General features: G+C 63.6%; 22 protein-coding genes. 5 read left to right on the top strand and 17 right to left on the bottom strand.

The features are described from left to right. Positions 1-25: 25 nt before the first annotated feature. The 13 genes from J2X15_RS10595 to J2X15_RS10535 all read right to left on the bottom strand — a co-directional run bounded on the left by J2X15_RS10595 (position 26) and on the right by J2X15_RS10535 (position 16119). Positions 26-1282: an aromatic ring-hydroxylating oxygenase subunit alpha gene (locus tag J2X15_RS10595; RefSeq protein WP_310342443.1), complete on the bottom strand. Its 1257-nt coding sequence runs from the start codon at positions 1280-1282 to the stop codon at positions 26-28. A gap of 21 nt (positions 1283-1303) precedes the next feature. Then, positions 1304-2056, bottom strand: coding sequence for a hypothetical protein (locus tag J2X15_RS10590; RefSeq protein WP_310342440.1), 753 nt, complete (start codon positions 2054-2056; stop codon positions 1304-1306). Continuing rightward, positions 2053-3156, bottom strand: a complete 1104-nt coding sequence (locus tag J2X15_RS10585) for an electron transfer flavoprotein subunit alpha/FixB family protein (protein WP_310342438.1) — start codon at positions 3154-3156, stop codon at positions 2053-2055. The genes J2X15_RS10590 and J2X15_RS10585 overlap by 4 nt, the downstream gene beginning before the upstream one ends. After that, on the bottom strand, positions 3153-5045 hold the full coding sequence (locus tag J2X15_RS10580; protein WP_310342435.1) for a (Fe-S)-binding protein: 1893 nt from the start codon (positions 5043-5045) through the stop codon (positions 3153-3155). The genes J2X15_RS10585 and J2X15_RS10580 overlap by 4 nt, the downstream gene beginning before the upstream one ends. Before the next feature lies 1 nt (position 5046). Next, positions 5047-7107, bottom strand: coding sequence for an NADH:flavin oxidoreductase (locus tag J2X15_RS10575; protein ID WP_310342432.1), 2061 nt, complete (start codon positions 7105-7107; stop codon positions 5047-5049). A 24-nt stretch (positions 7108-7131) separates the two neighbouring features. Then, positions 7132-7677 carry a DUF5943 domain-containing protein gene (locus J2X15_RS10570; RefSeq protein ID WP_310342429.1) on the bottom strand — a complete coding sequence of 182 codons (546 nt, stop codon included), beginning with the start codon at positions 7675-7677 and terminating at the stop codon, positions 7132-7134. A 24-nt stretch (positions 7678-7701) separates the two neighbouring features. Then, positions 7702-8574 (bottom strand): glycine betaine ABC transporter substrate-binding protein, encoded by an 873-nt coding sequence (locus J2X15_RS10565; RefSeq protein WP_409034272.1) that lies wholly within the window; start codon positions 8572-8574, stop codon positions 7702-7704. Positions 8575-8635: 61 nt separating this feature from the next. Next, positions 8636-9607, bottom strand: a complete 972-nt coding sequence (locus J2X15_RS10560) for a dipeptidase (protein ID WP_310342426.1) — start codon at positions 9605-9607, stop codon at positions 8636-8638. Positions 9608-9619: 12 nt separating this feature from the next. Next, positions 9620-10888, bottom strand: a complete 1269-nt coding sequence (locus J2X15_RS10555) for a serine hydroxymethyltransferase (RefSeq protein WP_310342423.1) — start codon at positions 10886-10888, stop codon at positions 9620-9622. A gap of 15 nt (positions 10889-10903) precedes the next feature. Beyond that, on the bottom strand, positions 10904-11545 hold the full coding sequence (locus J2X15_RS10550; protein WP_310342419.1) for a sarcosine oxidase subunit gamma: 642 nt from the start codon (positions 11543-11545) through the stop codon (positions 10904-10906). After that, entirely contained in the window at positions 11538-14540 is a 3003-nt protein-coding gene (locus J2X15_RS10545) for a sarcosine oxidase subunit alpha family protein (RefSeq protein WP_310342418.1), read from the bottom strand. Before J2X15_RS10545 ends, J2X15_RS10550 begins: the two co-directional genes overlap by 8 nt. After that, positions 14537-14836 carry a sarcosine oxidase subunit delta gene (locus J2X15_RS10540; protein ID WP_310342415.1) on the bottom strand — a complete coding sequence of 100 codons (300 nt, stop codon included), beginning with the start codon at positions 14834-14836 and terminating at the stop codon, positions 14537-14539. Before J2X15_RS10540 ends, J2X15_RS10545 begins: the two co-directional genes overlap by 4 nt. Before the next feature lie 23 nt (positions 14837-14859). After that, a complete protein-coding gene (locus J2X15_RS10535) occupies positions 14860-16119 on the bottom strand; it encodes a sarcosine oxidase subunit beta family protein (protein ID WP_310342413.1) in 1260 nt (419 codons plus the stop codon). A gap of 205 nt (positions 16120-16324) precedes the next feature. Here J2X15_RS10535 and J2X15_RS10530 point away from each other — a divergent pair, with 205 nt between their 5' ends. Beyond that, positions 16325-16804, top strand: coding sequence for a hypothetical protein (locus J2X15_RS10530; RefSeq protein ID WP_310342410.1), 480 nt, complete (start codon positions 16325-16327; stop codon positions 16802-16804). 12 nt (positions 16805-16816) lie between these two features. Here the strand turns inward: J2X15_RS10530 and J2X15_RS10525 are convergent, their stop codons facing one another. The 4 genes from J2X15_RS10525 to J2X15_RS10510 all read right to left on the bottom strand — a co-directional run bounded on the left by J2X15_RS10525 (position 16817) and on the right by J2X15_RS10510 (position 19363). Continuing rightward, positions 16817-17218 (bottom strand): nuclear transport factor 2 family protein, encoded by a 402-nt coding sequence (locus J2X15_RS10525; protein WP_310342407.1) that lies wholly within the window; start codon positions 17216-17218, stop codon positions 16817-16819. 91 nt (positions 17219-17309) lie between these two features. Continuing rightward, on the bottom strand, positions 17310-18338 hold the full coding sequence (lipA, locus tag J2X15_RS10520) for a lipoyl synthase (RefSeq protein ID WP_310342404.1): 1029 nt from the start codon (positions 18336-18338) through the stop codon (positions 17310-17312). A gap of 14 nt (positions 18339-18352) precedes the next feature. Further along, on the bottom strand, positions 18353-19057 hold the full coding sequence (gene lipB / locus J2X15_RS10515; protein ID WP_409034271.1) for a lipoyl(octanoyl) transferase LipB: 705 nt from the start codon (positions 19055-19057) through the stop codon (positions 18353-18355). Between the two features lie 3 nt (positions 19058-19060). Next, positions 19061-19363: a YbeD family protein gene (locus J2X15_RS10510; RefSeq protein WP_310342402.1), complete on the bottom strand. Its 303-nt coding sequence runs from the start codon at positions 19361-19363 to the stop codon at positions 19061-19063. Positions 19364-19504: 141 nt separating this feature from the next. Between J2X15_RS10510 and J2X15_RS10505 the strand changes: the two genes are divergently transcribed. The 4 genes from J2X15_RS10505 to J2X15_RS10490 all read left to right on the top strand — a co-directional run bounded on the left by J2X15_RS10505 (position 19505) and on the right by J2X15_RS10490 (position 21717). Beyond that, complete coding sequence (locus tag J2X15_RS10505) at positions 19505-20008, top strand: ATP synthase subunit I (protein ID WP_310342399.1); 504 nt, start codon at positions 19505-19507, stop codon at positions 20006-20008. A 13-nt stretch (positions 20009-20021) separates the two neighbouring features. Further along, the gene (gene atpB, locus J2X15_RS10500; RefSeq protein ID WP_310342396.1) at positions 20022-20900 is read left to right on the top strand and encodes a F0F1 ATP synthase subunit A; all 879 of its coding nucleotides are present in this window, start codon (positions 20022-20024) and stop codon (positions 20898-20900) included. A gap of 62 nt (positions 20901-20962) precedes the next feature. Continuing rightward, on the top strand, positions 20963-21211 hold the full coding sequence (gene atpE, locus J2X15_RS10495) for a F0F1 ATP synthase subunit C (RefSeq protein ID WP_058933479.1): 249 nt from the start codon (positions 20963-20965) through the stop codon (positions 21209-21211). A gap of 35 nt (positions 21212-21246) precedes the next feature. After that, positions 21247-21717 carry a F0F1 ATP synthase subunit B gene (locus tag J2X15_RS10490; RefSeq protein ID WP_310342384.1) on the top strand — a complete coding sequence of 157 codons (471 nt, stop codon included), beginning with the start codon at positions 21247-21249 and terminating at the stop codon, positions 21715-21717.

Genomic DNA, 21717 nt, shown 5'->3' with positions numbered 1-21717 from the left:
TGAAGGGGCGAGGCAGAAAGAGGAATCAGCGGGTCAGCTCGCGCATGCGGCCCACGTACCAGTTGCAGAACTTCTCGACCAGTCCTTCGGTGAAGGGGGAGTAAGGGCCGGGCTCGTACGCGCCGTTGGCGACACCGATCTGCGACTCTTCCACTAGCCGGCGGTCCTGCGCGTTCGTAGCATTCCACACGGCGGTGAGGTTGTCTACGGTGTAATCCACGCCTTCCACCGCATCCTTGTGCACACACCAGGTGGTGCGCACCAGGGTCTTGCCAGCCGAGATGGGCAGCACCGAGAAGCTCACGATGTGGTCGCTCATGAAGTGGTGCCAGGAGTTGGGCTGGGTCCAGAACGACAGGCCACCCAGTGCGGGGTCCACAAAGTCGGCCAGTAGTTTTTTGGAGGCCACTTCGGTGTTCATGGTCTGCGACTGGCCCGCGCGGTCAATCGGCAGGCGCTGGGTGCGAAAGCCGGTGACGCGGTCATCCAGGGTGTCGATTTCTGCCGAGGGCAGGCCCATGCTTTCCCAGCGCGCATGGTTGGCGGCAGTGACATCCTTGAAGCGCTGCAGGCCGGCGGCATTTTGCGCATCGGGCTTGTAGCCAAAACCGTATTCGTAGAGGGAGATGGTCAGTTCCGGGTGGTTGCTCACGCAGTGGTAGCACTCCCGGTTGTTCTCCATGGTGAGCTTCCAGTTGCAGTCTTCGATGATGTCAACCTGCGCTGCCACCTTGCAATCGGCCAGACGGTGCGGCGCGATGTAAGGCGTCATCTCCTGCGCCATGTGTTCGAAGTCTTCCGGCGGGTTCTCGGCCAGGCAAATGAAGATCAGTCCGCCCAGGCTGCGCACATGCACGGCCTTCAGGCCGGAGGTGGAGGGGTCGAAGTCATCGCCCATGTGTTTGGCGTGGAGCAGCTTGCCGCTGAGGTCATAGGTCCACTGGTGGTAGGGGCAGACGATGTTGCCCACCGAGCCCCGCTGGCTGGCGCACAGCCGCGAGCCACGGTGGCGGCAGACGTTGTGGAAGGCTTTGACCTGCATGTCGTCATCGCGCACGATGAGAATGGAGTTATTGCCAAAGTCCACCGTGATGTAGTCGCCAGCTTCGGGAATCTGGGGCTCCACGGCCACAAAGATCCAGTGCTTGCCAAAGATGTGTTCCATGTCGGCCGCGAGGATGGACTCGCTCAGGTAGAACGGCGCTTCCAGGCTGTAGCCGGGGCGGCGGCGCGCCAGCAACTCACGGGTTAACAGGGTTTGGGCGGAAATGGTGGCGTGCATGGTGTACCTCTTGTACCTTTCCTAGAAATTGACGAGTGCATGGCGGCGCAGGTAGTCCAGCAGAACCTGCGCCTTGAGTTCGGGGGTGCCGGTGCTAACCACGGTGCCGCCGCCAGACGGCGAGTCGATCGCGCCCAGCATGCGGGCATGCCCGCTTTGGGCCACCTTGGCTTGCAACACGGCGCGGCGTTTACTGCGGGGGACTAGTGTGCCGACATGGGCGGATGCCTGGTTGGCGGCGACTGTACCGGTGCGGAAAATGCGCCCCGCTGTTTTGTCTGCCAGGGCGTAGCGTACCGTAGCCGGCGCCGCCTCGCTGATGGCCAGCACCGCAGGGGCCGTGACCTTCAGGCGGCGGCGCGCGCCCTTGGGCAGGGCCTGGGTCACGATCCAGTGCGCGCCATGGTCTTCAATCGCCACCACCTGGGTGAGCACCGGGCGGTTCAGGGCAGCACCCAGTTGGAACGGCAGCAGGTTGCCCCCCGCCTCTTCTGCGCTGCGGGTCCCGGTCAACACCCACGGCACTTCCTTCAGCGGGGACAGCAGCGCCGCACACACGTCAGCGTCGGTGGCTATCACTTCGATGGAGCGTGCACCTTGGGCCAGGTAGTCGCGGGCCACAGCGTCACCCAGAGCGCCGGCGCTCAGCAGCTGCACATCGCTGCCTGGGATGGCCAGTGCCACGGCAACAGCTGTGGCGTCGGCCGGGCTGCGGGTGGGCTGGCCACTCACGGGGTGCTGTCTCGCGGCTACCAACACGGTCACGCGGCTCATGCTTGCTCCTTGCCTTGACGTACCAATTGCAGCAGGGCCTGCATCAGCGCGGCGCTGTCTTCGACCAGGGTGAGGTCGGCGCGTTTGGTCATGGGGGCGGAGGCGTCGGTGTTCACGGCAATCACATGGCGGCAATCCTTGATGCCTTGCAAGTGTTGTACCGCGCCCGAAATGCCCAGCGCGAGGTAGGTCGATGCGCTCACTGTTTTGCCGGTGGCCCCCACCTGCTGTGCGCGGGTGAAGCGGCCATCGTCTACCGCCACGCGCGATGCGCCTACCGCGGCCCCCAGGCTACGGGCCAGTTCGTGGAACAGGGGCACGTTCTGCACGCCATTGCCGGCCGCGGCGATGAAGTCCGCTTCTTCCAGCGCCAGGGACTGGGGGTCGCCGACTTGCACGCCTAGGTCTTCGACTTGGGCGTGGGGCGCGTTCACCCATGCCGGGGCCTGCGCAGCCAGGCCCAAGCCTACAAACGGTAGATGGGTTGAGGCGGTTCCCTTGCCCAGCAGCAGGACCGCTGTGTGGGGTTGCACGCGGTCATGGGTAGGGCTTGCCGGCGTGCGCGTCTCGCGTGCGTTGATCTCTGCCACACCACAGCTAGCCGGCAAACCACTGGCAGCGGCGAAGCGCCGGCCCAGTTCTCCATCGGCGGAGTGGTCGGCAAAGAACCAGTGCTGCACGCTCATCTGCGTCTGCAGCGTCCGCAGCCAGGTGACCGCGGCCTCTGGCTGGTAGTGGCTGGCGTCAAAGTCCGTCGCGCACAGCACGCGGTCGGCACCCAACGCAGCGGTATCGTCTTTGCAGGGGCCCAGGGCCAACAGCACCACTTCGGTGGCGGCATCGGCCAGGATGGCGGCGGCAGCCAGTGCTTGACGCGCGCCATCGCCCAGGGCGCCGCGTTCGGTGTGGGTGACCACCACATGGGCGTGTTTGAATGGGCCCTGGCTGCGCACGGCTTTGGGCGCGTCGTGCGCCGCTTGCAAGCGCGCGGCACCGCGCTCGCCCTCGGTACTGCCCAACACAATGCGGCGCAGCCCCTGGGGCGTGAGGATGGCGGGGCGGCGTGGGTCGACGCGGCGTACCGCAGCGGGCGTGTTCATACAGCCTCCACAGCGTGGGCCACGAGTTCGGCAATGTCGCGCACCTCGGGGCGTGGGCCCACCACGCCTTCGAGCATGGCCGTGCATTGCGGGCAGGCCACCGCCACCACGGCGGCACCGGTGGCTTTGGCGTCTGCCATGCGGATGTCGGGGATGCGGGTGCTGCCCGGAATGTCGGTGAATGGCGCACCACCGCCGCCGCCGCAGCAGCGACCGCGCACACCGTGGCGTTCCATTTCCACGACCTTGATGCCAATGCCCTTGAGCACGGCGCGGGGGGCGTCCACCTCCTGGCCGTAGCGGCCCAGGTAGCAGGGGTCGTGGTAGGTCAGGCTGTCCACGCCAGCGCTGCGGGTGGCTTTCAGGCTGCCCTTGGCCATTAGATCGGCCAACAGTTGGGTGTGGTGCAACACCGTGAAGTGACCGCCCAGCGCGGGGTACTCATTTTTGAGCAGGTGGAAGAGGTGCGGGTCTGCAGTCACGATGCCTTTGAAGCTGCGCGCCTGCAAGGTAGCCATGAGCTGTCGGGCCAGGCGTTGGAAGCCGGCCTCATCGCCCAGGCGGCGGGCCAGGTCGCCCCCGTCGGTTTCTGCGGCGCCCAGCAGGGCAATCTTCAGATTGGCCTTTTGCAGTGTCTTGATGAAGGCGCGCAGGGTGCGTTGGTAGCGCATGTCAAAACCGCCTTCACCCACCAGCACCAGCCAGTCGGTTGAGTCGCCGGCCGCCAGCACCGGCACGTTGAGATCCGCCGCCCAGTGGTGGCGGGCGCTCAGGGGGAAGCCGCCCACGGTGTCGGTATCGCGCAGGTTGTCCAGCGCTTCGTTGCCCTTGTTGGGCACCACGCCGCCTACCAGGGTCATGTGGCGGCGCATGTCGACGATGCTGTCCACATGCTCGATCAGCATCGGGCACTCCTGCACGCAGGCGCGGCAGGTGGTGCAGGACCACAGGGTGTCGCTGCTGATCAGGCCGCCCACGATGGGCAGCTGGGGTGCGCCGCTGTGTTGACCGACGGGTTGACCGGGGTAGGGGCTGCCGGCATAGGCTGCGTCGGTGCTGCCACTCATGCCCACCACCAGGTCCTGGATCAGCTTTTTGGGGTTGAGGGGCTGGCCCGCCGCGAAGGCAGGGCAGGCGGCCTCGCACTTGCCGCACTGCACGCAGGCATCAAATGACAGCAGCTTGTTCCAGGCAAAGTCGGCGGGCTTGCCCACGCCCATGTCATCGGCCGTCAGGGTGAGCGGGCGCAGGGCGGTGGCAAAGCGCTTTTCAGCCAGTGTGCCAAAGCGTTCTGGCCTTGGGTGCAAGCCCAGATGCAGCAGGCCTGCCACCGCGTGCTTCATGGGGCCGCCCAGGCCGATGCCCAGCGCGAGCTCGGCAGCGCCTGCGGCAAAGGCCAGGCTGACGAGGCCCGCCAGCCACGGGGCGAGCGCGGTGCCGGTGAGAGCCACTGCTGATGTGAGGCTGACGGCCAGAGCAAACAGCAGCAGGCTGAAGGGCAGGCGGCTCCAGGGGCCACGCGAGAGGCGGGCCGGTGCCGCACGGCGGCGCCAGGCCATGGCGCAGGAGCCTGCGACCATCAGCACGCCGGCAAACAGCAATGCCGCATCCAGCGCCCGCAGGTACAGGCCCAGGCCGTAGTTCACGGCAATGAGCGCCAGCGCCAGGATGGCACCGCCGGCCACACCCACGTGAGCCCGGGCAACGAAGGGTTCACGCGCCACGACGTCATGCAGGTCGACAAAGTAACGCTTCGGAATTTGTAGCAGCCCGCGCATATCTACCGCGGACTGGCGGCCTTTTTTCCATATAAATGCGCGGCGGGCCAGGCCCCAGGCCAGCGCCAGGACTGCAAGCCAGAAAACCGTGCTGACGAGCTGGGGCAGCATCTCAGAAGTCCTTGCACAGACGCAGCGCGTCGTAAATGGCGGCGTGGATGTTGTGCATGGAAATGCAGTCGCCTACGCGGTAGAGCAGGAACCGGCCGTTGCCGGTAGGCTGGCTCAGTGCCGGTTGGGGCAGGGCGTCGAACAGCGCGTCCAGGTCGGTCTGCCCCTTGTTCAGAGACAGGGGTTTGAGCTGCCAGTACAGGCCGTCATTCGGCAAGATGCCGTTTTCCACCACCACCTGATCCACGGCGCGCTCTTCCAGCGCTTCGGTGTATTCGTTCTTCAGTACTGCAATCAGCTTGTCGCCTTCGCGGTAGACCTTTTCCAGCCAGTGGTTGGGCGTCTGAATGACGCCGTTGGCATAGAGCTGGCGGTAGAAGATGGGGAAGGTGGTGCCGCCGGTGTCATCGGCCACTTTCACGTCGGGCGTGACGATCTCCACCTGCTTACCGCGTGCGGCAATGAAGTCGGCCACGCCGGTGCCAGCGTGGGTGCTGATGCTGTCGTACACCAGTACGTTCTCGCCAGGTTGCACGGCGCCGCTCAGGATGTCCCAGCCACTCACGCACAGGCCCTCGGCCGCGCCCCAGGCCGGCGTCTGCCCCGTGTGGGGCACGCCGCCGGTGGCCAACACCACGATATCGGGGGCCTCGGCCTGGATCATCTCGGCCGTGGCCGCCACGCCCAGGCGGCGGTCTACGCCCAGACGCAGGGTTTCCATGTCAAACCAGCGGATGATGCCGGCCATCTGTTCGCGTTTGGGCGGCTTGGCGGCCAGGTTGACCTGCCCGCCCACCAGCGTGTTTTTCTCAAACAGCACCACGTCGTGGCCGCGCTCGCGCGCCACGCGGGCCGCTTCCAGCCCGGCCGGGCCGGCACCCACCACCACTACTTTGCGGCGCGTGCCGGTGGTCTTGGCGATCACGTGGGGCATGGTTTGCTCCCGGCTGGTGGCGGCGTTTTGCACGCACAGCACGTCCAGGCCGTTGTACTGGCGGTCGATGCAGTAGTTCGCCCCCACGCATTGCTTGATTTGGTCTTCTTTGCCGTCACGGATCTTGATGACCATGTGCGGGTCGGCAATTTGCGCGCGGGTCATGCCCACCATGTCCACCATGCCGGTGGCCAGGATGCGCTCGGCCTGCGAGGCGTCGCGGATGCTTTGGGCATGCATCACTGGCACTTTGGACACCGACTTGATGCCGGCGGCCAGGTGCACAAAGGGCTCGGGCGGTAGCGCCATGGGCGGCATGCAGTTGGCCAGGGTGTTGTGCGTGTCGGCACCAGAGCCCACCACGCTCAGGAAGTCGATCAGGCCGGACTCGCTCATGCCCTGGGCGATGTCCTTGGCCATGTCGTGGCTGATGCCGTCTTCATGGAATTCATCGCCACACATGCGCATGCCCACGCAGAAGTCTGCCCCCACCTGCTCGCGGATGGACTGCAGCACCTCCATGCCGAAGCGCATGCGGTTTTCCAGGCTGCCGCCGTATTCGTCGGTGCGGTGGTTGACGCGGGGGCTCCAGAACTGGTCGATCAGCTGCTGGTGCGCAGCCGAGATTTCAATGCCGTCCAGGCCGGCGTCTTTCACGCGTTTGGCGGCGCGGCCATAGTCGGCCACGATGCGGCGGATCTCTTCGATCTCGATAGTCTTGGCATTGCCACGGTGCACGGGCTCGCGGATGCCCGAGGGGCTGACCAGGTGCGGCCAGTCAAAGCCGTGCCAGGCGTTACGCCGGCCCATGTGGGTGGCCTGGATCATGATCTTGGCGCCATGCTTGTGCATCGTCTCGGCCAGCTTGGCCAGGGAGTCCACCACCGAGCTGTTGGCCAGGTTGATGGAACTCCACCACGACCAGGGACTGTCGCGCGACACCGGGCTGGAGCCACCGCAGATGGCCAGGCCGACGCCGCCCTTGGCTTTTTCTTCGTAGTAGCGGATGTAGCGCTCCGACGCATGGCCGCCTTCGGCATACACCTCGGCATGCGCGGTGCTGACGATGCGGTTGCGCACCAGAACCTGGTTCAGACGGATGGGCTCAAACAAGTGCGGGTAACGCATGGCGGGGTGCCTGGCTAGGTGGGGTTACAGGGGGCGAACGGTGAACACGCAGTGCGCGTGGCCATGTGCATGAGATTCAGCGGCGCATTGGGTTTCTTCGCTGGTGGTACGGATGGCGGAGCCGCCGGTTTCCAGCACCCAGTCCATGGCACCGGAGAACCAGCCCGCAAACAGGTAGCAGACCTTGCTGTGGTTCACTGGCACACCGGCAATGCCCTGAGCCAGCACAAACACCGAGTGTTCCAGCTTGACCGTGGCGTGGCCTGTGGTTGCGTCGGCCGAGGTGAAAGAGAACAGGCCCCAGCCGCGCTGGGACAGGCGTTTTAGGTAGTGCTCGTACACCGCCATGCCTTCGATGCCATGGGTGGCGGCTTCCTTCTGGCACCAGAAGTAGGCCGAGCGGTAGCCAGCCTTGTAGAGCGCTGGGGCATACACCTCCCGACCCACCACGGCTTCGGTTTCCACATGGTTGTTGACGAAAAAGTGCCGCGGCACATAAATCATCGGCAAGCCGTCGGTGGTCCAGACGCCGGTGTCTGCGTGAACGTCAATGGGGAGTTGGGGGTGCATGGTCTTACCTCGATCGCGTCAGTCTTACAGCCAGCCGGAAACGCGGGCTGCGTTGTCGTTCATCCACTTTTCAGCAGCGTCTGCAGGCTTGGCACCGCCTTCGACGGCCAGCATCACGGCGCCGATTTCCTCGGGCTTCCAGGAGAACTTTTTCAGGAAGGCCACCACCGCAGGCGCCTTGGTGTTCAGGCCGGGGTTGATGACGCTGTCCACATGCTCTTCGGCGCCGTAGATGGTCTTGGGGTCGGCCAGGAAGCGCAGCTTGTACTTGGCGAACATCCAGTGCGGGATCCAGCCGGTCACAGCGATGGACTTATTGGCGCGGTAGGCACGGTCCAGCTCTGCCGCCATGGCGGGGCCGGAGCTGGGCTGCAGGCGCATTTCCAAACCATAGGCCTTGATGGCTTCTTCGGTCTTCTTCATCACGCCAGCACCGGCGTCGATGCCGACGATGCGGTTGTCAAAGTCTGCGCGGTAGGTGTTCAGGTCTGCGAGGCTCGTGGCCTTGACGTAGTCGGGCACGATGAGGCCGATCTTGGCGCCGGGGTAGTTGGCACCGATGATCTGCACCTTGTCCTTGAAGTTGGTCAGGTAGGCTTCGTGCGTCACGGGCAACCAGGCGGAGAGCGTCATGTCAATGTCGCCACGGGCCACGCCTTGCCACATGATGCCAGCGGCGAGTGGGACCAGCTCCACGTTCATGCCCAGTTTGCTGCGCATGATGGCGGCAGCCAGGTTGGTGGTGGCGACGCTGTCGGACCAGCCATCGACAAAGCCGATCTTCAGGGTGGGCTTTGCCTGGGCAAGCGCGGCGCCGCCGGACATGGCCAAGGCAGACAGGCCCAGAGTTTGGGTGAGGAATTCACGACGCTTGCGCGGGGAGAACGAAACGGTCATAGCAACTAACTCCTGGTTGTGGAAGGGAACGAGAGCACGGGGGAAGCGGTGGGTTGTGGGCTTAGGTGCCCCAGACCTGGTCGAAGAACTTCATCCAGTTGGCACCCAACACCTTCGTGATGCGGGTATCGGACCAGCCGGATTGCTGCATCGTGGCCGTGAGGTTGGGGAAGTCACCTATGGTGCGAATGCCTTCTGGGTTGATCACCTGGCCGAAGTTGGTCAGGCGGCGCCAGCGGCCCTTGTCATGCGTCAGCATGTCGAAGAACTCATGGCCGTGGCCTTGGGTGAAGTCAGAGCCCAGGCCCACGCAGTCTTCGCCCACAATGTTGATGACGTAGTCGATGGCCTCGACGTAGTCGTGCACGGTCGACTCATTGCCGCGCTTGAGGAAGGGTGAGAACATGGTCACGCCGATGAAGCCGCCGTGGTCGGCGATGAACTTCAGTTCTGCGTCGCTCTTGTTGCGCGGGTGGTCCTTCAGGCCCAGGGGCAGGCAGTGGGTGTACGCCACGGGCTTGGTGGAGGCCAGGATCGCTTCTTCCGAGGTCTTGCTGCCCACGTGCGACAGGTCGACCATGATGCCCACGCGGTTCATCTCGGCGATGACCTCGCGGCCGTAGCCGGACAGCCCGCCATCGCGCTCATAGCAGCCAGTGCCCACGAGGTTCTGCGTGTTGTAGCAAAGCTGGACCACGCGCACGCCCATGTCATGGAAGGCCTCAATGTAGCCAAGGTTGTCCTCAAAGGCATGGGCGTTCTGAAAGCCCAGGACGATGCCGGTCTTGCCTTCGGCTTTGGCTTTGACGATATCTGCCGTATTGCGCGCCAGTGTGACGAGGTCGCTGTTGTCGCGGATCAGCTGTTTGAGCTGGGCGATGTTGTCGACTGTCTTGGGAAAATCCTCCCACACGGACACGGTGCAGTTGGCGGCGGCCAAGCCACCCTTTTTCATGTCCTCAAACACGCTGCGGTCCAGCTTGGCGATGATGAGGCCGTCGATGACGATGGAGTCTTGGTGCAGGGTGCTCATGGTGCGGGTCCTTTATGCGTACAGAGGAAAACGGGCCGTCAGTGCCTTGACGCGGGCATAGACCGAGGCCTCCAGGGCGGCATCGCCTTCCGGCTTGGTCTTCAGGCTGTTGAACACTTCCAGCATCAAGCGACCCACTTCTTCAAACTCGGCCACGCCGAAACCGCGCGTGGTGCCTGCTGCTGTGCCGACGCGGATACCGGAGGTGATGGTCGGCTTCTCGTCATCGAACGGAATGCCGTTTTTGTTGCAAGTGATGCCAGCGCGCTCCAGCGCCACTTCGGTGGTGTTGCCCTTCAGGCCCAGGGGGCGCAGGTCGACCAGCAGCAGGTGGTTGTCGGTACCGCCGGTGACCAGGTCCAGGCCGCCGGCCTTGAGCACCGCGCCCAGGGCCTTGGCGTTGGCCACGACTTGTTGTGTATAGGTCTTGAAGCTAGGTTGCAATGCTTCGCCAAACGCTACTGCTTTGGCGGCGATGACGTGCATCAGCGGGCCGCCCTGCGCACCAGGAAACACCGCGGAATTGATCTTCTTGGCGATCTCGGCGTCGTTGGTCAGGATCACGCCACCGCGCGGGCCGCGCAGGGTCTTGTGGGTGGTGGAGGTGGTGACGTGGGCATGCGGCACCGGGCTGGGGTAGACGCCGGTGGCGACCAGGCCGGCCACGTGGGCCATGTCCACCATGAGCAGTGCGCCCACCTTGTCCGCAATCGTGCGGAAGCGGGCCCAATCAATGGTGCGCGGGTAGGCCGAGAAGCCAGCGATGATGAGCTTGGGTTTGTGTTCGACGGCCAGGGCTTCGACTTCGTCGTAGTCGATCAGCGAGTCTTCGCGGCGCACGCCGTACTGCACGGCCTTGAACCATTTGCCGGAGAGGGCCGGTTTGGCGCCGTGGGTCAGGTGGCCGCCAGCGGACAGGGCCATGCCCAGCACGGTGTCGCCGGGCTGCACCAGCGCCAGCATCACCGCGGTGTTGGCCTGTGCGCCCGAGTGGGGTTGCACATTGGCAAACTCAGAGCCGAAGAGCTTGCACAGGCGCTCAATGGCCAGCGCCTCCACCACGTCGACATGCTCACAGCCACCGTAGTAGCGCTTGCCGGGGTAGCCCTCGGCGTATTTGTTGGTGAGCACCGAGCCTTGGGCTTCCAATACGGCCTGGGAGACGATGTTCTCGGAGGCGATGAGTTCGATCTGGTCGCGCTGGCGTTGCAGTTCGTGGTCCATGGCGGCGTAGACGGCGGGGTCTGCCTCAGCGACTCCGGTGGAGAAAAAGTGGTTCATGGATGTGTCTCGTTCTTATGCGTTGAGCAGGGGGGTGAACACCGGGTCGGCCACCGCGGCCGGTGCGGCGATACAGGGGTGGTAGGGCTTGGCCGTGCGCTCGATCAGGCGCCACAGGTAGTCCGCAAAGCTGCGGCGGAACACCAGCAGCACGCCGGTGGCATCGGTGCGCACCACGGTGACTGAGGTCTTGGACATCACGGTGCTGGCCAGCGTGCCAATGGCTTGGCCCTCGAAGTCGTAGGGGCCGAGCTGGCGCAGCAGGGCCAAGTGCTCGGGGCCGGCCAGGCGCAGGGTGGTGAAGCCACCGCTGTTGTCCACCACCTGGGCGAACAGGCCTTTCAGCGCCACTGTCAGTGCGGCCAGCAATGCGTCGCGTCGGCTGCGGGGGCAGACCAACAGCCATTCGTCGGGCGAGAGCCATAGCACTGCACCCTCGGTAGCCTGCAGCACCTGGCGCGGCTGTACCGGGAGGCTGTGGCCGAGTACGGAGGCCACGCCCTGCATGAAGGCGCTGTCATCGGTTTTGCCGCGCAGCACGATGTAGCCCAGGTGCGGCAGTTCACTGAAGACCACGCGGTTCAGGGCCGAAGGCGGCACGGCCTGCGCATCAAGCCCGAAGGCGTGCAGGGGGGATTGCGGGGTGGGCTTAGACATTTTGGCGATCACCTTTCACATCGACAAACACACTGCCCGACACTTTGACCGGCGTGACCTTGCCGTGGGCATGCACGTGCAGGGTCTGGTCTTTGCGTTCCAACCCACCGGCCACTACCGCCATGGCGATGGTGCGGCCGAGGAAGGCGCTGTAGTAGCTGGAGGTCACGTGGCCCAGCATCCGGTTATGGCCATGGGGGTGGGCCATGGCGCTTTCCATGATTTGTGCGCCCTCGATGAGCACAGCATGGGGGTCTTGCGGCAGCAGGCCGACCAGTTGCTTGCGCCCGGTGCGGGCGGTGTCGCTGCGCGCCAGTGAACGCTTGCCCAGGAAGCTGAAGGGCTTCTTCATGCTCACGGCCCAGGCCATGTCCAGGTCCAGCGGGCTCATGGAGCCATCGGTGTCCTGGCCAACGATGATGAAACCCTTCTCGGCCCGTAGCACGTGCATGGTTTCGGTGCCGTAGGGGGTGATGTCGAACTCGGCACCGGCGGCCATTACGGCCTCCCACAGGGCGTGGCCGTAGCCGGATTCGACGTTCAGCTCATACGACAACTCACCCGAGAAGCTGATGCGGAACACGCGGGCCGGCAGGCCGCAGACGGTGCCAGCGCGCCAGTCCATGAACTTGAAGTTCTCGGGTGACAGGTCGATGTCTGGGCACAGCTTGGCCAGCACGGCGCGGGCCTTGGGGCCAACCAGAGCCACAGTGGACCAGTGGTCGGTGACTGAGGTCATCCATACCTTGAGCTCTGGCCATTCGGTCTGGTGCCAGCGTTCCAGCCAGTTCAGCACACGGGCGGCACCGCCGGTGGTGGTGGTCATGTAGAACTGGTCGGGCTCGATGCAGGCGGTCACGCCGTCGTCCATCACCATGCCGTTTTCGTCCAGCATCAGGCCGTAGCGGCACTTGCCCACGGCCAGTTGGCTCCAGGCATTGGAGTAGATGCGGTTCAGAAATTCGCGCGCATCCGGGCCGTCGATCTGGATCTTGCCCAGGGTGGAGGCGTCCATCACCGCTACGCCGTTGCGGGCGGCAAGGCATTCGCGGTTGACGGCCGCGTGCATGTCTTCTCCGGGTTTCGGGAAGTACCAGGGGCGCAGCCATTGGCCTACGGGCTCCAGGGCCGCCTGGCGCGCCACGTGCGATGCATGGATGGCGGTGTAGCGGCTGGGGTCAAAACACTCTTCGCGCATGGTGCCGGCCAAGGCGCCCAGGCTCACAGGGGTGTAGGCGGGGCGGTAGGTGGTGGTGCCGACCTCGGACACGGGGCGCTTGAGCGCGCGGGCCGTGATGACAAAGCCGTTGACGTTGGAGAGCTTGCCCTGGTCGGTGCCAAAGCCCAGTGCGGTGTAACGCTTGACGTGCTCAATGGAGTGGTAGTTCTCACGCACGGCCAGTTCAATGTCGGCCGAGCTGACGTCGTTTTGGTAGTCCACAAAGGCCTTGGCCCCCGCGCCTTCTGCTTTGCCATCAGGCAGGCGAAACATGGGGCGGGCCGCCAAGCGCAGGGGGCTGGGGCAGGAGGGGAGGGTCAATGTGGTGGGTTTGCCCAATACAGACACCACGTCTTGCATGGCGCGGGTGGTTTGGGCCAGGGCATCCGCCAACTCAAACGTGCCGGTGACTGCACCCACGCAGGCCACGCCTTTGCGGCCCGTGCGCGGCACCACGAAGGCGGCCACAGATTCGTCCCACACCGGGCGTCCACCATCGTGGCAGAACAAATGCACTGTGGGTGAAAGACCGCCCGAGCTGAGCACAGCGTCGCAGGCCAGTGTGGTGCCTGGACCGGCGGCTTCGTCGCGCTCGGCATGCAGAGGCAGCAAGCGCACGCTGCTAACCTCGCCGCGCCCATGGGCCTCGGCAATGCCGTAGCCGGCCATCACGGTGTAGCGGTTGCTGCGGGCCTTGGCGCCGTGGCGTACATCGGCCACCGTGACGTTGGCGCCCGCACTGGCCAGCAATTCGGCTGCGTCATGGACTAGATCACTGGTGCCGCACAGCACGATGTTTTTGCCCACCAGCACGCCGTAGCGTTGCAAGAAGGTGTGGCCGGCGGAGACGGTCATCACACCGGGCAGGTCGTTGTTGCCGAACACCAGCGGGCGTTCGATGGCGCCCGTGGCCAACACCACGTGGTGGGCGCGGATCTTGTGCAGCCGGTGGCGGGGCATGTCGGCATTGCGCTGCGTGGGGGCCAGGTGGTCTTGCACCAGTTCCACGGCTTGCACCAGGTTTTGCTCGTACATGCCGAAAGCGGTGGTGCGGGTCAGCACCGTGACGTGTGGCATGTCTTGCAACGCCGTGTGCACCGCGCGGATATATGCCTCGCTGTTGCGCCCGTCGATCTGTGCTGTGGTGTCGGACAGCAGCCAGCCACCCAATTCGTTTTGCTCATCCAGCAACAGGGTCTTGAGTCCGGCCTGACCGGTTTGCAACGCGGCGAGCAGGCCGCAGGCACCGCCGCCGACGACCAACACATCGACGTGGTGGTGCAGGTGGTCGTAACGCTCGGGATCGGCCTCGGTGGGGGCGCTGCCAAAACCGGCGAACTTGCGGATCACGGTTTCATACAGTGGCCAAAGCTTGCGGGGCCACTTGAAGGTCTTGCTGTAAAAGCCGGCAGGCATGAAGCGCGAGCCCTGGCCCAGCACGGATTTCAAGTCGAAGTCCAGCGAGGGCCAGCCTGACGTGGGGTTGGCGACCAGCCCGTCGTACAGCTCGGCCTGGGTGGCCTTGATGTTGGGCACGGTGAGTGCGCCGGTGCCCAGTTGTACCAGGGCGTTGGGCTCTTCGGCACCGGCGCCGATGATGCCGCGGGGCCTGCCGTACTTGAAGCTGCGGGCCATGCGGCGCACGCCGTTGGCGAGCAGGGCGGAGGCCAGCGTATCGCCGGGGTGGCCGGTGTAGTCGCGGCCGTTGAAGCTGAAGCGAATGGTCTGCGCGGTGTCGATGCGCGTGCCAGCCAGGGAGACGCGGGTGCCGCTCATGCCTTCACCTCGCGGTCCAGGTCGGCCAGGTACATGGGCTTGGCCTCGGCCAGGGTCCAGGTGCCGGCAATTTCGTAGGTGGCGGTGTTGCGCTTGACGGCCAGCACTTTGCGGCAGGCGGCGGTGTGCTGCCACTGTTCCCAGAACCAGCCTTTGGGGTTTTTGCGGAAGAACACGTAGTCACCCCAGGTGGCGTCGTCCACCGCTTCGGGTTGGGCGGGGCGCGGGATATAGGCTTCACCGGCGTAGCTGAACTCTTCTTCGTCCCGCAATTCGCCGCAGTGGGGGCAATGCATTAGAAACATGGTGGTCCTGAGGATTAGTGGGCAACACCGGCAGCGCCGTGTTCGTCAATGAGGTGACCGGTGTGGAAGCGGTCGACGGAGAAGGCCTTGGAGAGCGCATTGGCCTCGCCCTGGGCCAGCATGTCGGCGAACACATGGCCGGAGCCGGGTGTGGCCTTGAAGCCGCCGGTGCCCCAGCCGCAGTTGAAGAACAGGCCTTGCACCGCGGTGGTGGAAATAATCGGGCAGGCGTCGGGCGTGACGTCCACAATGCCGCCCCACTGCCGGTTCATGCGCACGCGGGAGAACTGCGGGAACATTTCAATGATGGCCGCCGCCGTGTGCTCGATGACGTGCGGGCTGCCGCGCTGGCCGTAGCCCAGGTAGCTGTCGATGCCAGCACCGATGACCAACTCACCCTTGTCGGACTGGCTCAGGTAGCCGTGTACGGCGTTGGACATGATGACGGTGTCAATCACGCGCTGCATGGACTCGGACACAAAGGCTTGCAGCGGATGACTTTCCAGCGGCATGCGCAGCCCGGCCATCTTGGCCAGCACCGAGGAGTGGCCGGCGGCCACGCAACCCACACGGCCGGCTTTCACATAACCCAGGTTGGTTTGCAGACCGCGGATTTGGCCGGCCTCGATGTCCATGCCGCTGACTTCGCAGCCTTCGATCAGGTCTACCCCCAGGCGGCTGGCGGCGCGGGCAAAGCCGCGGGCCACGGCATCGTGGTGGGCCACGCCGGCGCGGGGCTGCCAGCTGGCACCCAGCACGGGGTAGCGGCGGCTGGCGCTGCAATCGAGCTGAGGAATTTTCTCCTGCACTTCTTTGGCATTGAGCACATGGGCGTCAATGCCCTGCAGGGCGTTGGCGTTCACGCGGCGCTCGATGTCGCGCATGTCCTGCAGGGTGTGGCCCAGGTTGAACACGCCGCGCTGGCTGAACATGACGTTGAAGTTCAGGTCTTCGGTCAGTCCCTCCCACAGCTTCAGCGAATGCTCGTAGATGGCGGCAGATTCGTCCCACAGGTAGTTGGAGCGCACGATGGTGGTGTTGCGGGCCGTGTTGCCGCCGCCCAGATAGCCTTTTTCCAGCACGGCGATCTTGCCAATGCCGGGGTGGTTTTTGGCGAGGTAGTAGGCCGTGGCCAGGCCGTGCCCGCCGCCGCCTACGATGACCACGTCATACGACGGCTTCAGGGCCACCCGTTCCCAAGCGGGTTCCCAGGTGGTGTGGTTTTTGAAACCGTGCTTGAGCAGGCTCCAGAGGGAGTAGTGTTGGCCGCGCATGAAGTTTGTGGTGGTCCAGGGAAACTGTCTTGGCGCTATTGTTTTTCTTCCGCGGTAGGCGACCTTGCGCCCGGAGGACGAAGTTTTGTCCAAATCCGACATCGCACTTTTGTCGTGCGTGCGTCCAAAATGGCGCATTGCGGCAGTGCACCATCGTGGTATTTTTTGGAGGAGGGGCTGCGCCTATGCCTGCATACTCTCTGCCATGAACTTGAACGAATCCGACATGAAAGTACAGGAACCACGGCTCTGGAGCAGCGACGGCTGGACGGCCCGCGTGGTGAAAAACGAAGACGACGACGGCTGGGCGGTGGCGATGACGCCGGATGGAGCTTCCGAGCCCGCACTGGTGGGGCCGTGGACCATGGGGCGCGACAAAAAGAACCCCAAGCCGCTGGACCAGAGCGCCTTTTTGACGCTGGTGAAAACCGCCCGTGAATTTGTGCGCCGCAGCGAACAGCAGCTGCATGCCGCGCTGCATCAGAGTATTGCGGTGACGGTGGGCACGGCCCGCGTGACGGTGTGCCTGGACATCACGCCCGATGAAGACAATCCCTCGGCCACGTTGAGCGCCAGGGACGAGGGTGATGACCTGTTGGCCCAGGTGCGTGTGCCGCCCTCGTTCAAGCTCAGCCGCAGCAGTGCCGTGGCATGGGCGGAGGGTGGTTTTGTGAAGCCGCGCTAGGTCCCTGCGCGGCTAGTGGCGGGTGTGGGTGGCCTCGGCCGGTGTTTCCGTGTGCATGACGCACTGCCAACGCTTGCCTTTCTGGATCCAGGTCGACGAATCATGCATTTCCTGGGTCAGCGGCTCGCCCAGGCCTGGGGCGACGATTTCCTGCTTCACCCCGTAGGTCACGATGGCGGTGGTGTCATCGGGAAAGACCACCTCCACATCGCTCAGTTGGAATGAGGCGACGGTCATGGAGGCCTTGTTGGCCATCCTGCGATAGCCTGCATGGTCAAATTTGAAGGCGCCCTGGGCGCTGACCATAAGGGCGGGCTCGTTCAGCAGTGCCACGGCGGTGTCGGTGTCCTGGTCCACCATGGACTGCCAGAACTTGGTTTCCAGGTCGATGAGGGTTTGGCTGGATGTAGGCATGTTGCGCTCCTTTCGGGATAAGAAGCTCATCCTCCGCCCAAACCGGGCCGCCATCCATAGGCCTAGATGGGGTTTGTCCGTAGGACTTGGCCTACACGGCAGGTGCGGCAGCCGTCAGCGCATGCCCGGCCTGCACATCGGCGTGGTACGAGCTACGGACCATGGCGCCCACCGCCGCATGCTTGAAGCCCATTTTGTAGGCCTCGGCTTCGAACATCTTGAAGGTGTCGGGGTGCACATAGCGGCGCACCGGCAGGTGGCTGGTGCTGGGGGCGAGGTACTGGCCGATGGTCAGCATCTCGATGTTGTGGGCACGCATGTCGCGCATCGTTTCCAGAATCTCTTCGTCCGTCTCGCCCAGTCCGACCATCAGGCCGCTCTTGGTCGGCACATCGGGGAACAGGGCCTTGAACTTCTTGAGCAGGTTCAGGCTGAACTGGTAGTCCGAACCCGGGCGCGCTTCCTTGTAGAGGCGGGGGATGGTTTCCAGGTTGTGGTTCATCACGTCGGGCGGCGCGGCCTTCAGGATTTCGAGTGCGCGGTCGTCGCGGCCACGGAAGTCGGGCACCAGCACCTCGATCTGGGTCTTGGGGGACAGTTCGCGTGTCTTGCGAATGCATTCCACAAAGTGGCCGGCTCCGCCGTCGCGCAGGTCGTCGCGGTCCACACTGGTGATCACCACATAGTTGAGCTTGAGCTGGGCAATGGTCTTGGCCAGGTTGTCGGGCTCGTTCACGTCCAGCGGGTCGGGTCGGCCGTGGCCTACGTCGCAGAAGGGGCAACGGCGCGTGCACTTGTCGCCCATGATCATGAAGGTGGCCGTGCCTTTGCCAAAGCATTCGCCGATGTTGGGGCAGCTGGCTTCTTCGCACACCGTCACCAGCTTGTTGGCGCGCAGCACGTCCTTGATTTCGTAGAAGCGCGTGCTGGGACTGCCTGCCTTGACGCGGATCCAGTCGGGCTTCTTGAGCACTTCGCCCTGCACCACCTTGACCGGAATGCGTGACAGCTTGGCCGCGGCCTTTTGCTTGTCGGTGGCCTTGTAGGCGTCCAGCGACTGCACCTCACGCACGGTGGCGTTGGTGGGGGTCTGGATGGTGGTGTCTTCGCTATGGCTCATAGGGCGGGGCGCGGTCAGGGCGCGAGGTAGGTTGCGAGCTTGTGGCCCAACACGTCGGCGGCATCAGTCCAGCCGACAGAGACCCCGATTGTAGAAAGATCCACAGTTTGCAGCCGGGCGTAGCCGCAGGGGTTGATACGCGAGAAGGGTTCCAGGTCCATCGCCACATTGAGTGCCACGCCGTGGTAGGTGCAGTTGCGGCTGACCTTGATGCCCAGCGCGGCAATCTTGCCCAGCCCGGTGAAGTCGGGGGCGGCGTTGCTGGCGGCACCGTTTTGGGGCCGCTGCGCTAGTGGCGCATGGCCCGTGGGGTCGTCCAGCCGCACGTAGATGCCGGGGGCGCCCGCCACGCGGTGGCCGGTTACGCCAAAGTGCGCCAGTGTCTTGATGACCGCTTCTTCGATGCGATAGACGTATTCCTTGACGAAGTAGCCCGCGCGCTTGAGGTCGATGAGCGGGTAGCCCACCACCTGGCCGGGTCCATGGTAGGTCACCTGGCCGCCGCGGTTGGTCTGCACCACGGGAATGTCCGCTGGGTTAAAGATGTGTTCCGGTTTGCCCGCCAAGCCCTGGGTGAAGACCGGTGGGTGCTCACAAATCCATAGCTGGTCGCGCACTGTGGACGCGGGCCCGACGGCTCTTTCGTTGGTGAACGCCTGCATCGCCGCGTAGGTGGGCAGGTAGTCCTGCCGCCCGAGCTGCGAGATATCGATGGTCACGGGTCAGAGCACCACTTTGACCATGGGGTGGGTGCTGAGCGTGCGGTACAACTCGTCAAGCTGTTCGCGGCTGGTGGCGGTGATGGTGATGGTCACGCCCAGGTAGTTGCCGCCCTTGCTTTCGCGCAGCTCGATGGTGGAGGCGTCAAACGCGGGGTCAAATTGCTTGGCAATGACCGAGATGGCGTGCACCAGTCCATCCACCTTGTGGCCCATGACCTTGATGGGGAATTGCGACGGGTATTCGATCAGCGATTCGGCGCGGGGATTGCCTTCGGCGCCGGGGGGCGGGGTGGGGGTGCTCATGAGGTAATTATCGCTGGGGGTTGTCCCTGTGTCGCCAGGGGGCAAGGAACGGAAAGCGGGAAGTTCTAGGCAGGGACGGGTTTCTACGTATAATCGTAGGCTGTGCATTGAACAGTGGCTGTAACCTGGGCGTAATTCTCGATGTCGACAATCACGCCTTTGGTATCCCAGCCCACTGACGCAGAGAACCCAAATGGGGTCTTTGACGCAGAGTTCAAGCCCCTGACGGCCGAAGAGGCCGCCCAGTGGCGCAGCACCCATCCCACAATGTCCCCCTGGTGGGTCATTGTGTGCCAAGCGGTAGTCGGTTTGCTGATTTGTGCAGTGGCCGGCTGGGGATGGGGTCCCTCGGTAGGTTGGTCCGCAGGTTACGGAGCCTTGTCGGTCGTGTTCCCCGCAGCCTTGCTGGTTAGGGGCATGCAGCGCCAACGTGCCGTCATGCAGCCAGGTGCTGTCATGTTGGGATTTGTGGTTTGGGAGTCGGTGAAGGTCATTTTGACGATCGCAATGCTGTTTGCGGCGCCCAAAGTGGTTTCATCGCTCAGTTGGCTGGCCCTGGTGGCTGGCTTCGTGTTGACGATGAAGGTGTATTGGGTGGCCGCGTGGCTGTATCCCAAGCGCCGGAATCTCAATGTTTCGAATTGATATTTGGTGACATATGGCTGCTGAACACGCTGGAACACATGCCCCGTCTGCTGGAGAGTACATCCAGCACCATCTGCATCATTTGCAGAAAAACTTCAATTTTGAAAACGTCGAGCAGCACAGCATCGTCGACTTCAGTTTGTTCAACTTTGACTCGCTGGTGTTCTCGCTGTTGCTCGGCGCGATCGGTTGTTTCGTGCTCTGGAATGCCGCACGCAAGGCCACGTCTGGCGTGCCAGGACGTTTCCAGGCGGCGGTTGAGATCCTCACCGAAATGGTGGACAACCAGGCCAAGGGCGTGATCCACAACGCCAAGAGCCGCAAGGTCATTGGCCCCTTGGCGCTGACCGTGTTTGTCTGGATTTTCCTGATGAACGCCATGGACATGCTGCCCGTGGACCTGATTCCCTCGGTCTGGCACAGTGCTGGCCCGGCATTGGGTTTCAAGGATTACATGCGCGTGGTTCCTACCGCCGACCTGTCCACCACCTTGGGCCTGTCTTGCTCGGTTCTGCTGATCTGCGTGTTCTACAACATCAAGATCAAGGGCCTGGGCGGCTGGGCGCACGAATTGATTGCTGCACCGTTTGGTGACCACTGGGCGTTGTACCCCGTGAACTTCCTGATGCAGATGATTGAGTACCTTGCCAAGACCGTGTCCCACGGCATGCGGTTGTTTGGCAACATGTTTGCAGGTGAGCTGGTGTTCATGCTGATTGCCCTGATGGGTGGCGGCTGGGCGTTGTCAGCAACAGGTGTTGGCTTGGCCATCGGTCACGTCATTGCCGGAACCGTGTGGACCCTGTTCCACATTCTGGTGATCACTTTGCAAGCCTTCATCTTTATGATGTTGACGCTGATCTACACCGGTCAAGCGCACGACGCACATTGATGTAACTGTTTCGTTTTTTCTGTTTTCGTTTTTCTTTTTCCACTAACTTTTAGGAGCTTCTCATGGAAAACATTCTCGGCCTCGTGGCATTGGCTTGCGGCATCATCGTTGGTCTGGGCGCAATCGGCGCTTCCATCGGCATCGCGCTGATGGGTGGCAAGTTCCTCGAATCTTCTGCACGTCAACCCGAGCTGATGAACGAACTGCAAACCAAGATGTTCATCTTGGCTGGTCTGATTGACGCTGCGTTCCTGATCGGTGTTGCTATCGCTCTGCTGTTCGCATTCGCCAACCCCTTCGTCCTGCGCTAAAAAACGGCCCTTCACGTTAGAGAAGGAATCAAACCGTGAACATCAACGCAACCCTGTTCCTGCAGGCTATCGTTTTTGCGATCCTGGTGTGGTTCACGATGAAATTCGTGTGGCCCCCGATCACGAAAGCGCTGGACGAGCGGGCACAGAAAATCGCCGACGGCCTTGCCGCCGCCGACAAGGCCAAGGCCGAACTAGCATCCGCCAACAAGCGCGTGGAAGCCGAATTGGCCAGCTCTCGCAATGAAACTGCAGGTCTCTTGGCTGACGCCGAGCGCCGTGCACAGACCATTGTGGAAGACGCCAAGACCCGTGCCACCGACGAAGGCAACCGCATCATTGCGGCTGCCAAGGCAGAAGCCGAGCAGCAGTCCGTGAAAGCCCGTGAGGCTTTGCGCGAACAGGTCGCCGCCCTCGCTGTCAAAGGCGCTGAGCAAATCCTGCGCAAGGAAGTCAATGCCGGTGTGCATGCCGACTTGCTGTCTCGTCTGAAGACTGAGCTGTAA

The organism is Rhodoferax saidenbachensis, from assembly GCF_031457975.1.
GTDB classification, from domain to species: domain Bacteria; phylum Pseudomonadota; class Gammaproteobacteria; order Burkholderiales; family Burkholderiaceae_C; genus Allorhodoferax; species Allorhodoferax saidenbachensis_A.
Note: the sequence above shows the minus strand (reverse complement) of the source record. Positions and strands in the feature narration are given on the sequence as shown.

What these genes read in the sequence shown, in the direction of transcription:
- J2X15_RS10595 (WP_310342443.1), bottom strand. Translation starts at nt 1,282, where the DNA reads ATGCACGCCACCATTTCCGCCCAAACCCTGTTAACCCGTGAGTTGCTG.
- J2X15_RS10575 (WP_310342432.1), bottom strand. Translation starts at nt 7,107, where the DNA reads ATGCGTTACCCGCACTTGTTTGAGCCCATCCGTCTGAACCAGGTTCTG.
- J2X15_RS10525 (WP_310342407.1), bottom strand. Translation starts at nt 17,218, where the DNA reads ATGCCTACATCCAGCCAAACCCTCATCGACCTGGAAACCAAGTTCTGG.
- J2X15_RS10545 (WP_310342418.1), bottom strand. Translation starts at nt 14,540, where the DNA reads ATGAGCGGCACCCGCGTCTCCCTGGCTGGCACGCGCATCGACACCGCG.
- J2X15_RS10530 (WP_310342410.1), top strand. Translation starts at nt 16,325, where the DNA reads ATGAACTTGAACGAATCCGACATGAAAGTACAGGAACCACGGCTCTGG.
- atpB (WP_310342396.1), top strand. Translation starts at nt 20,022, where the DNA reads ATGGCTGCTGAACACGCTGGAACACATGCCCCGTCTGCTGGAGAGTAC.
- J2X15_RS10590 (WP_310342440.1), bottom strand. Translation starts at nt 2,056, where the DNA reads ATGAGCCGCGTGACCGTGTTGGTAGCCGCGAGACAGCACCCCGTGAGT.
- J2X15_RS10510 (WP_310342402.1), bottom strand. Translation starts at nt 19,363, where the DNA reads ATGAGCACCCCCACCCCGCCCCCCGGCGCCGAAGGCAATCCCCGCGCC.
- J2X15_RS10555 (WP_310342423.1), bottom strand. Translation starts at nt 10,888, where the DNA reads ATGAACCACTTTTTCTCCACCGGAGTCGCTGAGGCAGACCCCGCCGTC.
- J2X15_RS10535 (WP_310342413.1), bottom strand. Translation starts at nt 16,119, where the DNA reads ATGCGCGGCCAACACTACTCCCTCTGGAGCCTGCTCAAGCACGGTTTC.
- J2X15_RS10505 (WP_310342399.1), top strand. Translation starts at nt 19,505, where the DNA reads ATGTCGACAATCACGCCTTTGGTATCCCAGCCCACTGACGCAGAGAAC.
- lipA (WP_310342404.1), bottom strand. Translation starts at nt 18,338, where the DNA reads ATGAGCCATAGCGAAGACACCACCATCCAGACCCCCACCAACGCCACC.
- J2X15_RS10540 (WP_310342415.1), bottom strand. Translation starts at nt 14,836, where the DNA reads ATGCATTGCCCCCACTGCGGCGAATTGCGGGACGAAGAAGAGTTCAGC.
- J2X15_RS10580 (WP_310342435.1), bottom strand. Translation starts at nt 5,045, where the DNA reads ATGCTGCCCCAGCTCGTCAGCACGGTTTTCTGGCTTGCAGTCCTGGCG.
- J2X15_RS10570 (WP_310342429.1), bottom strand. Translation starts at nt 7,677, where the DNA reads ATGCACCCCCAACTCCCCATTGACGTTCACGCAGACACCGGCGTCTGG.
- atpE (WP_058933479.1), top strand. Translation starts at nt 20,963, where the DNA reads ATGGAAAACATTCTCGGCCTCGTGGCATTGGCTTGCGGCATCATCGTT.
- J2X15_RS10550 (WP_310342419.1), bottom strand. Translation starts at nt 11,545, where the DNA reads ATGTCTAAGCCCACCCCGCAATCCCCCCTGCACGCCTTCGGGCTTGAT.
- J2X15_RS10560 (WP_310342426.1), bottom strand. Translation starts at nt 9,607, where the DNA reads ATGAGCACCCTGCACCAAGACTCCATCGTCATCGACGGCCTCATCATC.
- J2X15_RS10585 (WP_310342438.1), bottom strand. Translation starts at nt 3,156, where the DNA reads ATGAACACGCCCGCTGCGGTACGCCGCGTCGACCCACGCCGCCCCGCC.
- J2X15_RS10565 (WP_409034272.1), bottom strand. Translation starts at nt 8,574, where the DNA reads ATGACCGTTTCGTTCTCCCCGCGCAAGCGTCGTGAATTCCTCACCCAA.